This is a genomic window from Paenibacillus sp. FSL F4-0087, assembly GCF_038020215.1.
In the GTDB taxonomy this organism is placed as follows: Bacteria; Bacillota; Bacilli; order Paenibacillales; family Paenibacillaceae; genus Paenibacillus; species Paenibacillus taichungensis.
The window spans coordinates 5,420,575-5,432,781 of the sequence record NZ_JBBODJ010000001.1; the positions used below are offsets into that span (position 1 = coordinate 5,420,575).

General features: G+C 46.8%; 12 protein-coding genes. 11 read left to right on the forward strand and 1 reads right to left on the reverse strand.

Annotated features, from left to right (window positions below; all coding sequences use genetic code 11):
* Positions 1-17: 17 nt before the first annotated feature.
* A complete protein-coding gene (locus MHB84_RS24970; protein ID WP_076289100.1) occupies positions 18-563 on the reverse strand; it encodes a cupin domain-containing protein in 546 nt (181 codons plus the stop codon).
* 178 nt (positions 564-741) lie between these two features.
* Between MHB84_RS24970 and metH the strand changes: the two genes are divergently transcribed.
* From metH to MHB84_RS25025, 11 genes are all read left to right on the forward strand, one after another.
* On the forward strand, positions 742-4,182 hold the full coding sequence (gene metH / locus MHB84_RS24975) for a methionine synthase (protein ID WP_076289101.1): 3,441 nt from the start codon (positions 742-744) through the stop codon (positions 4,180-4,182).
* Positions 4,183-4,255: 73 nt separating this feature from the next.
* Positions 4,256-5,194 (forward strand): ribonuclease Z, encoded by a 939-nt coding sequence (rnz, locus tag MHB84_RS24980; RefSeq protein WP_076289348.1) that lies wholly within the window; start codon positions 4,256-4,258, stop codon positions 5,192-5,194.
* 128 nt (positions 5,195-5,322) lie between these two features.
* On the forward strand, positions 5,323-5,451 hold the full coding sequence (locus tag MHB84_RS24985; protein WP_256716804.1) for a hypothetical protein: 129 nt from the start codon (positions 5,323-5,325) through the stop codon (positions 5,449-5,451).
* A 99-nt stretch (positions 5,452-5,550) separates the two neighbouring features.
* The gene (locus MHB84_RS24990) at positions 5,551-6,360 is read left to right on the forward strand and encodes a TIGR01457 family HAD-type hydrolase (protein ID WP_076289102.1); all 810 of its coding nucleotides are present in this window, start codon (positions 5,551-5,553) and stop codon (positions 6,358-6,360) included.
* Between the two features lie 7 nt (positions 6,361-6,367).
* Positions 6,368-7,189, forward strand: coding sequence for an Fpg/Nei family DNA glycosylase (locus tag MHB84_RS24995; RefSeq protein ID WP_076289103.1), 822 nt, complete (start codon positions 6,368-6,370; stop codon positions 7,187-7,189).
* Positions 7,179-8,027, forward strand: a complete 849-nt coding sequence (locus MHB84_RS25000; protein ID WP_076289104.1) for a deoxyribonuclease IV — start codon at positions 7,179-7,181, stop codon at positions 8,025-8,027. The genes MHB84_RS24995 and MHB84_RS25000 overlap by 11 nt, the downstream gene beginning before the upstream one ends.
* A gap of 21 nt (positions 8,028-8,048) precedes the next feature.
* Positions 8,049-8,387 (forward strand): cyclic-phosphate processing receiver domain-containing protein, encoded by a 339-nt coding sequence (locus tag MHB84_RS25005; RefSeq protein WP_076289105.1) that lies wholly within the window; start codon positions 8,049-8,051, stop codon positions 8,385-8,387.
* On the forward strand, positions 8,387-8,704 hold the full coding sequence (locus tag MHB84_RS25010; RefSeq protein WP_053780884.1) for a thioredoxin family protein: 318 nt from the start codon (positions 8,387-8,389) through the stop codon (positions 8,702-8,704). Before MHB84_RS25005 ends, MHB84_RS25010 begins: the two co-directional genes overlap by 1 nt.
* A complete protein-coding gene (locus MHB84_RS25015) occupies positions 8,701-9,480 on the forward strand; it encodes an ABC transporter ATP-binding protein (protein ID WP_076289106.1) in 780 nt (259 codons plus the stop codon). Before MHB84_RS25010 ends, MHB84_RS25015 begins: the two co-directional genes overlap by 4 nt.
* A 6-nt stretch (positions 9,481-9,486) precedes the next feature.
* Complete coding sequence (locus MHB84_RS25020) at positions 9,487-10,536, forward strand: SAM-dependent methyltransferase (protein ID WP_076289107.1); 1,050 nt, start codon at positions 9,487-9,489, stop codon at positions 10,534-10,536.
* Positions 10,537-10,715: 179 nt separating this feature from the next.
* Positions 10,716-12,194 carry a serine/threonine protein kinase gene (locus MHB84_RS25025; RefSeq protein WP_076289108.1) on the forward strand — a complete coding sequence of 493 codons (1,479 nt, stop codon included), beginning with the start codon at positions 10,716-10,718 and terminating at the stop codon, positions 12,192-12,194.
* Positions 12,195-12,207: the final 13 nt, after the last annotated feature.

Here is a 12,207-nt window from a genome sequence, read left to right on the forward strand (position 1 = left end):
ATAATAGAATTAGCTTATTATGCTTGTTTGATAAACGTTGGATCCGGGTAAGGATCTGCGATCCAGCCATCTTTTTCAATAAACAGACGTACGGCAATGATTTGTTTGTTTTCCATCAAAGTGAAGAAGTGTGGGGTGTTCTCAGGTACTGAGATAACGTCTCCAGGAGACAATTCTACATTAAAGTAACCTACATCATCTGTAGCTTTGATGACAAAGATTCCTTTGCCGGCTACAATAGCTCGGATTTCATCTTCAGCATGAGTATGAATCTCTTCGAATTTGGCAAGCTTCTCTTCAATATCTGGTGTTTGTTCAGACAGCGTAATGACATCCCAGATTTGGTACCCGCGACGCGCAGCCAAGTCTCTGATTTCATAGTCATATGTTTTTAGTACATCTTCTTTTTGTTCATCGGTGAGTCCAAAGTTGTTTTGCAGATCCGTGTTTAATTTGGAAGCGTCCCATTTTTCAAATAATACTTCATATTTGTTTAAGAAATTTCGAACATTTTCGTCTCCAGTGATACGTTCGTTCGTATTTCGGATTACAATTTCAGCCATGTTCTTTCCCTCTTTTCCACTTGGTTTAATCGCTATTATATCGGATTCCGCTATTTTTGTCGATTCACAAATTCCTTCGACCTTCATAAAAACCGCCTGGGGACTGATCAAACCCGATCTTTCACATTAAGTTAGTTTCTGTTAAACTAAGATTTAACGTTTTGCGGAGGTGACGATATTGGATAAGCTTAGCCTACATGATGCATTAAAACAACGAATATTGATCCTCGACGGTGCAATGGGGACCATGATTCAACAAGTTGATCTCACAGGCGCAGATTTTGGCGGAGAAGACCTGGATGGATGTAATGAAATGCTTGTACTTACACGTCCAGAGCTAATCCAGCGTATTCATGAGGAATATCTGGAAGCCGGTGCTGACTTAATTGAAACAAATACGTTTGGTGCAACATCTGTTGTACTTGCTGAATATGACATTCAGGACCGTGCACGTGAAATTAATCTCGAAGCAGCCAGAATTGCAAAAGCAGCCGTGGATCGATTTTCGACACCGGAGTCTCCACGTTATGTGGTAGGTGCCATGGGACCTACAACCAAAACGCTGTCAGTAACAGGTGGAGTTACTTTTCAAGAGCTCATTGACAGCTATTTTGAGCAAGCGCTTGCTTTAATTGAGGGAGGCGTTGATGCGCTGCTGCTCGAAACCTCACAAGATACGCTCAATGTAAAAGCAGGTAGCATTGGAATTCAACAGGCATTCGAGCAAAGTGGTATCAAGCTTCCTCTGATGATCTCAGGAACGATCGAACCGATGGGTACAACCCTCGCTGGTCAGAACATTGAGTCTTTTTATATATCCTTAGAACACCTTAACCCAATTTCAGTGGGACTAAACTGTGCTACAGGTCCGGAATTCATGCGTGACCATATTCGCTCTCTTTCCGGCATGGCTTCAGTTGCGGTAAGTTGTTATCCAAATGCAGGTCTTCCGGATGAAAACGGTAATTACCATGAATCGCCGGATTCGCTTGCTCAGAAGATCGGTGCTTTTGCCGAACAGGGCTGGTTGAACATCGCGGGTGGCTGCTGTGGAACAACACCTGCACATATTCGGGCAATGCGGGATACACTTGCCAAGTACCCTCCCAGAGAAATGAACGGAACACATCCACCAGCGTTGTCAGGAATAGATCCAGTCTACGTTGAACAGGACAATCGCCCTTATATGGTTGGGGAACGTACGAACGTACTTGGATCACGGAAATTCAAGCGTCTTATTGTTGAAGGGAAATATGAAGAAGCTTCAGAAATTGCTCGGGCTCAGGTGAAAAATGGGGCACATGTTGTCGACGTTTGTGTTCAAGACCCGGACCGTGAAGAAGCAGAAGACATGGAAAAATTCCTTGAACTTGTTGTCAAAAAAGTAAAGGTGCCACTTATGATCGATACGACAGATGCAGCCGTCATCGACCTTGCACTGCAATACTCTCAGGGTAAAGCGATAATTAACTCCATTAACCTTGAGGACGGCGAGGAAAAGTTCGAGCTGGTCACTCCGCTCTTGCATAAATACGGCGGTGCTGTCGTTGTCGGAACGATTGATGAACGCGGTCAGGCCATTAGTCGTGAGGACAAGCTGGAGGTAGCCAAGCGGTCTTACGATTTGCTGGTGAACAAATACGGGTTAAAAGCCGAAGACCTGATTTTTGATACCCTGGTGTTTCCAGTAGGGACGGGCGATGAACAGTATATCGGTTCGGCCAAAGAAACAATCGAAGGTATTCGTGTCATTAAAGAAGCAATGCCTGAATGTCATACAATACTGGGGATCAGTAACATTTCATTTGGATTGCCTGAAGCTGGGCGTGAAGTGCTGAACTCTGTATTTTTATATGAGTGTACCAAAGCAGGTCTCGATTATGCCATCGTTAACACCGAGAAGCTGGAGCGTTATGCATCCATCCCGGAAGAAGAGCGAAGACTCTCAGAAGAGCTGTTATATAATACAAATGACGAAACACTGGCTGCTTTCGTTGCGGCGTTCCGTAACAAAAAGGTTGAGAAAAAAGAAAAGATTTCGAACCTGTCGTTGGAAGAACGTCTCGCATCGTATGTTGTTGAAGGAAGCAAAGAAGGTTTGCTGCCCGATCTGGAGCAGGCACTCGCCAAATATACAGCCCTTGAAGTAATCAATGGCCCGTTGATGCGGGGCATGGAAGAAGTAGGACGGCTGTTTAACAATAATGAGCTGATCGTAGCAGAAGTGCTTCAGAGCGCGGAAGTTATGAAGGCTTCGGTAGCTTATTTGGAACAGTTCATGGAGAAGAATGAGACGTCAGTTAAGGGAAAGATTATTCTAGCAACGGTCAAAGGCGATGTGCATGACATCGGCAAAAACCTGGTGGAGATCATCCTTTCCAATAACGGTTACCGGATCATTAATTTGGGTATAAAAGTACCACCAGAGCGAATTATCGAGGCATACAGAGAAGAGAAAGTCGATGCGATCGGTCTATCCGGTCTGTTGGTAAAATCGGCACAACAGATGATTCTTACCGCTCAGGACTTACGTACAGCAGGAATTGATGTACCTATTATGGTTGGTGGAGCAGCATTGACACGCAAATTCACCAAGAATCGTATACGCCCGGAATATAACGGCATGGTTGTATATGCAAAAGATGCGATGGACGGTCTGGATTTGGCTAACAAGCTCATGAACCCAAGCACTCGCGAAGTGATGCAGCTGGAGATGGACGCTGAGAAAGAGGCGGACGCAGCTGGTGCAGAAAACGTTACCTCACTTCCCGAGCTTACACGGGTAGAGCGTTCGGATATCGCAATAGACAACCCGGTTCTCGTTCCACCGGATCTGGAGCGACATGTGATGCGGAACTATCCGCTATCACACATATTACCGTATGTGAACATGCAGATGTTGCTAGGTCACCATCTTGGTTTGCGTGGCTCAGTAGAGCAGTTGCTTGCTTCGGGTGATCAGAAAGCCACTGACCTGAAAGCGGTAGTGGATGAGATTATGCAGGAAGCTGTTCGTGACGGGATTATTCAGGCGCATGCGATGTATCGTTTCTTCCCGGCTCAGTCCAGCGGTAACAGCGTTATCATCTATGACCCGGAGAATACAAGTAATATCTTGCATACATTCACGTTCCCTCGTCAAAAAGTTGAACCATACCTCTGCCTGTCCGATTTCTTGAAGCCAGTGGAATCCGGACAAATGGATTACGTTGGTTTCATGGTCGTAACGGCTGGGCACGGTGTACGGGAGTTATCGACAGCTTGGAAGGAGCAAGGTGATTATCTTCGCTCACATGCTCTGCAATCCGTAGCGCTTGAAGTAGCAGAGGGATTAGCTGAGCGAGTTCATCATATGATGAGAGATATCTGGGGATTCCCAGATCCAGCACAGATGACCATGAAGCAGCGTCATGGAGCACGCTATCAGGGAATCAGGGTATCATTCGGATATCCGGCTTGTCCCGATTTGGAAGACCAAGGGCCACTGTTCAAGTTATTACAGCCTGAGGATATTGGTGTGGAGTTGACTGAAGGTTTCATGATGGAACCTGAAGCATCCGTATCGGCGATGGTATTCAGCCATCCGCAAGCGAAGTATTTTAACGTGGATAAGGCTTAAAAGTAAAAGGTCAGGCAAAGCCCTCCGCATTGTCGGAGGCTTTTTGCTGGCAGCAGAAAGAGGTGCGATCCAGATGGAACTATATTTCCTGGGAACTAACGCTGGTGTACCTACGCTTCAGCGGAATGTAACTTCCATAGGGCTGCGCATGTTGGATGAGCGCAGAGCATTGTGGTTGTTTGACTGCGGGGAAGGAACCCAGCATCAGATTTTAAGTTCTCCGCTTAAATTAAGCAAATTGGAGAAAATATTTATCACCCATTTACATGGAGATCATGTATTTGGACTTCCAGGTCTGCTCTCCAGCAGAGCATATCAGGGTGGTACTACACCGCTAACGGTGTATGGTCCGCCAGGAACTGAACGAATGATCATGACAACCATGGAGCTGAGCCAATCACGTCTAAACTATGATCTAAGCATTGTAGAACATACAGGCGGAGTGCTTTTCGAAGATGAGAGCTTCATTGTGGAATCTGCGTTGCTGGAACATCGTATCGACAGTTATGGGTATCGGATTACCGAAAAGGATCGTCCAGGCAGTCTGGACCCTGCAAAACTGGCTGAGTATGGATTGAAGCCTGGGCCGCTATTTGGTCGCTTGAAGCGGGGAGAAACGATTACCCTCGACAATGGGGACTTCCTTCGTCCAGAAGATGTGTTGGGTGCACCCAAGCGAGGGATGGTGATTACCATCTTGGGCGATACGCGCCCATGTGACAATGTACAGCCACTTGCACTAAATGCGGATGTTCTTGTACACGAAGCAACGTTTCTGCATGATTTAGCTGATACGGCTCATGAGTACTATCATAGTACATCAAAGCAAGCGGCTGAGGCGGCGAGAGCGGCAGGTGCAGGACAGCTGATCATGACCCATTTCAGCTCTCGTTACAAAGATGAGGATCAGTTGCAGCCACTACTGGAGGAAGCGCAATCGATATTCCCGAATACGAAACTTGCGATTGAACACGAGCTTATTCCAGTTGTTCACCGTAAGAGTGAATCCTAATGATGGATGCGCGAAACAGTACAGCCAAACACGACGGGAGAACAAGCCGTTAATTGCACGGGACTAAGGGGAAGTTACTCCCGAGGTCCCTTTTGCAATCTGACCGGAAAGCGTGTAGGATGGGCAATATGAGCAGGGAAATGATTCAAATTATTTTCCGGGAAAGCGCAGGAAATGACAAGCTTGTACAGAAGACGCGCGGGGCCAAACGTCCGTGTTCGATTCGGTTCGACGTGTTGCGTGCAGATGCGAGCTAGCCATTTTTTTTGTACTGTATACATAGAGTGGCATTGAAGTTCGAGGCAAATGATTAATGACATGAAATGTTAATGGAATAAAGAAAGGAAGTGCTGTATATGATTAAGGCCTATCTGATCGACCTGGACGGTACGCTCTATCATGGCAGACATCGTATTGAAGGAGCCGATAAGCTTATTCAGACATTAAATGAACAAGGCATGCCTTATTTGTTTGTGACTAATAATTCTTCGCGTACACCGCAAGGTGTGGCAGATCATCTGAACGGGATGGGTATCCCTGCCGATGCATCACAGGTATGTACTTCTGCGGTGGCGGCTGCGGAATACGTGGCCCAAGAGTCTCCAGGTGCGAAAGTGGCTTGTATCGGAGAAGAAGGGCTGTTGCAAGCGATAGAAGCTGCAGGGCTTACACTAACGGATGATGAACCTGAATACGTTATACAAGGAATTGATCGTGAATTTTCCTATCATAAATTGACTAAAGCGCTTCGCTGGATCAATGGCGGCTCTAAATCTGTCATGACCAATCCGGATTTGCAACTACCTTCTGATGATGGGCTTACGCCCGGAGCGGGGACGATTGGGGCAGCGATAGAAGCAGCAACTGGAGTTCATCCTACTGTCATTGGCAAACCGTCAAGTATTATTATGAAGTCTGCCATTAGCCGATTGAACTTAAAGTCTGATGAAGTTGCTGTAATCGGAGACAATATGCGTACAGATATTGCCGCAGGAGCAGCTGCAGGCTGCGAGACCCTACTGGTTCTGACTGGAATAACGACACGGGACAATATGGATAGCCACATCCAGGCGACCAAGGTTCGTCCTGATCATGTGTTTGAAGATTTGCATAAACTGATTGAGTGGCTGTCGCAGACGACAAGCCAAGCATCCAAGAAGGGGTAGATGTACGATGCCGGAATTGCCGGAAATGGAAAACTACCGGACCTTGCTGTCCGAGAAAATACTCGATTTGCCGATTACAGGTGTGTTGGTTAACCGTGATAAGTCGATTAATACCGATCCTGATGTGTTCACCCGTGAACTGACAGGCAATCGTATCATATTTGTAGAGCGCCGGGCCAAACATCTGATCTTTCATCTGGCTAATGGTAAGCGGCTTGTGCTACATCTCATGCTGGGCGGAATGATTTTCTGGGGCACGGAAGCTGAACGTCCTGATCGCTCCACTCAAGTGGAAATTCAATTTGGAGAATATACTTTATTCTTTATTGGGCTCCGTTTAGGATATCTGCATCTGCTTACTTCCAAAGAGACGGAAGAGGCTATGTCTGATCTTGGACCTGAACCTCTTGATCGGCGCATGAATGCAGAACGTTTTGCTGCCCTATTGAAAGGACGTCGGGGTACACTCAAAACTACACTGGTCAATCAACACATTATTGCAGGCATCGGAAATTGTTATTCGGATGAGATTGCATTTGCAGCAGGTCTGAGACCAAGCTCCAAGACGCAAAATATTGCTGCATCGCCTGAACTCACAGCACGTTTGTACCATTCTGTGCAATCCGTGTTGCGGGAAGCTGCTTCGGAAGGCGGTTATATGGAAATGCCGTTGATGCAGGGAGATACAAAGACGGGAAGTTTTGACGAGCAGTGTCGAGTGTATGATCGTGAAGGGGAAACTTGCCCTCGTTGTGGGGGAACGATAGCACGCGTGGAAATTACGGGCAAGAAGGCTTTCTTCTGTCCAGATTGCCAGCATGAGGCCTAAAAGCGGAATCGGGGCACATGTCAGCACCAGAGGTGGATTTCTACAGGCAGCCAAGCGGGCAACTGAGATGGGGGCTACGGCATTTCAATATTTTCCGAAGAACCCGCGTAGCCTTGGCTTGAAAGAATTGGACCTCAAAGATGCTGAACAGTGTCGGGACTGGTGTGAGAAGCAGGGGATATCTTCCATTGCCCACTCACCCTATCCCACGAATCCGGCTTTGGGCAAAACCCGAGGAGAGGCGGGTTTTCATGCAACCATCGCTTCGATACAAAATGATCTGCATATTGCAGATGCCTGCGGTTCAGTAGGAACTGTAGTTCACTTTGGACATCTCAAGAGCAATGAACCACTTGAAGGATATCAGAATCTCATATCCTGTCTGGATACCGCTTTAGCAGATTGGAATGGACAGGCTAAGGTTCTGCTTGAAAATCAGGCTGGAGATCATGGTCCCATGGGTACCACGATGGAAGAGTTGATACAGATTCGTAAGCTAAGCCGGTATCCTGAACATATTGCTTTTTGTTTTGACACATGTCATGCTTTTGCTTCAGGCATGTGGACGACAGGCAATGAGGCATCAATGCTGGAGAAAGGCAGACTGCTGGGATACTGGGATGCTCTTGCAGCTGTTCATTTTAATGATTCGAAATATCCTTCCGGTTCATGCAAGGACAGACATGCACGGATTGGACAGGGTTATATAGGGAAAAAAGCGATGCAGGAACTGTTATGTGCGCCTGAATTTCAGCAAGCGGTAGTTGTGCTGGAGACCGAATCAGGCGAAGATGGAACACACCGTGGAGACATTGAGCTCATGCGTTCCTGGCTTTAAATGGGGAGAGGAGCGATTGTAATGCATGTTTTTTTGGATGATTACCGGGCATGTCCGAAAGGGTTTGTTCTGGCTACCAATGCAGAAGAGTGCCTGATGCTGCTTAGAGAAGGTGACGTGGACATTCTATCCCTGGATTATGAATTGGGTCCGGATTCGCCGAATGGCGGTGAAGTTGCTGCTTCGATCGTCCGGGAAGGTTTATTTCCAAGTCAGATCTATTTGCACACGTCCAGCATGTATGGCAAACGTCAGATGTACGAATTGTTGTACAGCAATAAACCAGACTCTGTTACCGTCCATAATGGTCCGATGTCAGGTGAGGTTATGATGCGAGTTGCTGCGGGAGAAGAAAGCTGATGAAGCCGATTACGACCAAAATGTTAATGCGTGGTGTGTGGGAAGGCATGCCTCAGGCTGTATTTATATATACCCCGCTATGCGGAACTTGCGCAGCAGCGCGTCGAATGCTTGAGATCGCCGAACATTTGCTGCCCGAAGGGATTTTGACCGAGATGAATATTCACGATATCCCGGAACTTGTACAGCAGTTTCAGATTTCGAGCGTGCCTGCGGTTATGCTTTTTGATGGAGAACATGATGTGCCCAGAATGGTTTATCGTATGAACTCTGTCGAGCATCTGTTAGGGGAAATCCGAAAGGCGGTGCTAAAATGAGTGTAATCTCGATGGAGCATGTCTCTCTTAGACGGGAAGACAATCAGATTCTGGATGACGTCCATCTGCATGTTAAAGAAGGCGAGCATTGGGTGATTCTCGGGCGCAATGGTTCAGGTAAAACAACGCTGCTGGAAATGATGAATGGATATATGTTTCCAAGTCAGGGGCGCATTGAAGTATTGGGCAACCTGTATGGTCAATGTGACGTGCGGGAAGTTCGAAAAGAAATTGGTTATATCAGTCAGACATTAATTGAGAAACTGACACCACGAGATCCGGTGTGGGAAGTGGTCGCAACAGGAGCTTATGCTTTTTTGCGTTTCTATCAAACGATTCCGGATGACGTGAAGGCCAAAGCATTGAACCTGCTTGATGAAATGGGGTTTGCAAAACTGGCTAATCATCCGCTCGGCACCCTTTCTCAAGGGGAGCGCAAAAAAGTAATGCTGGCTCGTTCATTGATGGCAGATCCTAAATTGTTGATTATGGACGAGCCTTGTGCCGGACTAGATCTGTATGAACGTGAGAAAATGTTGGCCGAAATCGATCTTTTGCGTAAGCGTAATATCACTGTCGTTTATGTAACTCATCACGTTGAAGAGATCGTACCTTTGTTCACACATGTGGCCTTGATCCGCGATGGACGTATTGCTGCGGCAGGGCCCAAACATGAAGTTTTAACACAAGATACAATTAAGCATACGTACGATGTTCCGGTTGATATCCAGTGGGAAGATGGACGTCCCTGGATTCGCGTACGTTCTGGAGGGTAACACATTTTGAGTACACAGTCATCTTGGGGTGAAGGAGACTTCTCCCGTTTTATCTGCACAGCCAATCATGGCTTTGCGCCCTATGCTCAGGAGGAATTGCGCCGTACGTTTGGGGCAGTAAAGAGCACGGTACTCGTACCAGGTGAGATTCTGCTTGCCGGTCTTCCAATTGCGGAAGAAGAGGTAGCGATTAAGCTTTTGGAAGAAAGCCCGACGTTTTTACGTCATATTCAACCTGTTCAATTTCAGGAAAATACGGAAGAATCAGCGCAAGCTATGGAAAAATTGATTTCATTTGTGTTGAACCATACAGAGTTAACGGGCACTAAAGTTGCATTACAAGTTCGAAAAACGGAAAGTGCCTTCTGGCAGGAGAACGCTGCTTCATTGAAACAGCTCTTGACCGAGAAGCTGGATGACCTTGGTTGTGAGTGGGTTGTCCGTGATGCGGATCATGTTATATCTGTCTTTGTTTCGGATGATACGTTATATGCCGGTGTATCAAGACCGGATCAAAATCTGTCGGACTGGAGTGGCGGAGCAGTTCGTTTTCAGAAGGAAGAGGGCCAAATCTCTCGGGCCAAATTCAAATTGCTTGAAGCGGAGCAGACATTTGGCATAGACTTTACTTCTTTCCACAAAGCCTTGGACATCGGTGCTGCACCAGGTGGATGGACCTCTTTCCTGCTAGAGCGAGGGCTTGAAGTTACTGCTGTTGATCCGGCCAAGATGGATGCGACCCTGCTGAAATCGCCCAAATTGACCTTTTTGAAAAAAAATGCCGGTGATGTACGTTTCCGCGAAGGAGAATTCGATCTGCTCGTATGTGATATGAGCTGGAGTCCAAAGCTGATGAGCCGTCTTATATCGGATCTGTTATACAGCCTTCAATCAGGGGGAACAGCAGTTGTGACAGTGAAGTTGCTGCATAAGAAGCCGCTTGCGTTGATTAAAGAAGTCATCGATACATTTGAGCGCTCCCGGATGCAGATTCAACGTTCCAAACAGTTGTTTCACAACCGTGAAGAAATCACGCTATATATGATTAAGTATTAAGATATTAAAGGCGTTAAATTTTATGCTTTACAATACCTTATTGCCTATACTATAATGATACCAATATTAACCATAACAAGTTGAGGGAAAGCATCCCGAAGTGAAGAGTCCGGATATCCGGTCTGTTCCGCTTCGGTGAAGCTTTCCCTTTTTTGTTATGCACACAAGGAGGAGTCTATATGAGACATCCGGCCAGGCTCGAGCGTGGAAGCCTGCTGGGAGGAAGGTATCGTATTGTGTCCATTCTAGGTTCAGGTGGCATGAGCCATGTATATGAAGCAGAGGATTTGAAGTTGCCAGGCAAAACCTGGGCGATCAAAGAAAGCGTGACGGCGATGCCATACGAAGGCAGTATGGAGTCAGAAGCTGCTCTTCTTACATCTCTGAGGCATCCCAGATTGCCGCAAATCGTAGATTTTTTTGTTCCTGATGAGCACGGGTATACCTATCTTGTGATGGAGTACATTGAGGGATTGACACTTGGTGACTATTTCAAGCAATGTCGTGGGAAGATTCCGCTTGAACATATGACTGAGTTTGTGCTTCAGCTACTGGATGTATTAAGTTATTTGCACAGTCTGGACCCACCTGTCATCTACCGGGATTTGAAACCATCCAACATTATGATTACACCAGAACATGAAGTCAGACTGATTGATTTTGGTATAGCGCGGAGTTATAAAGCACAAAGAGTCGATGATACGGTTAAATTGGGAACGGCCGGCTTCGCTGCACCAGAACAATATGGTTCAGGACAGACGGATGCGCGTTCTGACCTTTATGGGCTTGGAGCATTGCTGCTATATCTCATGACTTGTGGGACTTATACGGAATGGATTCAGGGAGTAGAGAGTTCCATTCGCAGCGATGTTCCGCGTACCTATATTCCTGTTGCGAGAAGATTGTTGCGACTGAATCCAAATGAACGCTTTCAATCGGCTGATGAAGTTCGTAAGGAGCTGCTGCGCAGACCGGGAATAGCGTCTGTTGGTACAGAAACGACGGTGACGATAAGCGGAGGGACAAGAGTAATCGCTTTGACGGGGGCATCATCTGGTGTTGGGGTTACGCATACGGCCATAGCCATCAGTCACTATCTGGAGCGGCAGAACTTCAAAGTGGCCATAATCGAGATGTCACCACGTTCCCAATCGTTTGCACGGATTCAACAAGTGGCGCATGCAGGTAAACCCGTGCCAGCAGGCAGACAGTTTGCAGTGGATGGTGTACATTACTGGAAACAATCGGGACGTGCAGACATCCTGTCTTTATTAGGAGGCAGCTATCAGTTCATTGTGATGGATCTGGGCAGTGGTCAGGATCAGAACCGGCTTGAAGAGTTTCTCAGAGCTGACTTACCCATTGTTATAGGTTCCGGTGCCGAATGGAGACAAGCGGAGATTGGATCTTTTGTCCGTTCACACAACCGATACCCGAGAGACAAATGGATCTACTGCCTACCACTGGCAGCAGCTGATGCCGTTCAGCGCATGCGCAAGACGTTGGATACTTCCAGTGTCTACGGTCTGCCTTTACATATCGATCCCTTTGATCGGGAACCGCAGATGGATAAGGTTTTTGCTCATATTCTGACTCATATGATGGGGCAGCTTCCCAAGAAACGTTCATTCTTTGCAAGAAAAAGAGTACATGATTAGGAGAGATTGCGAA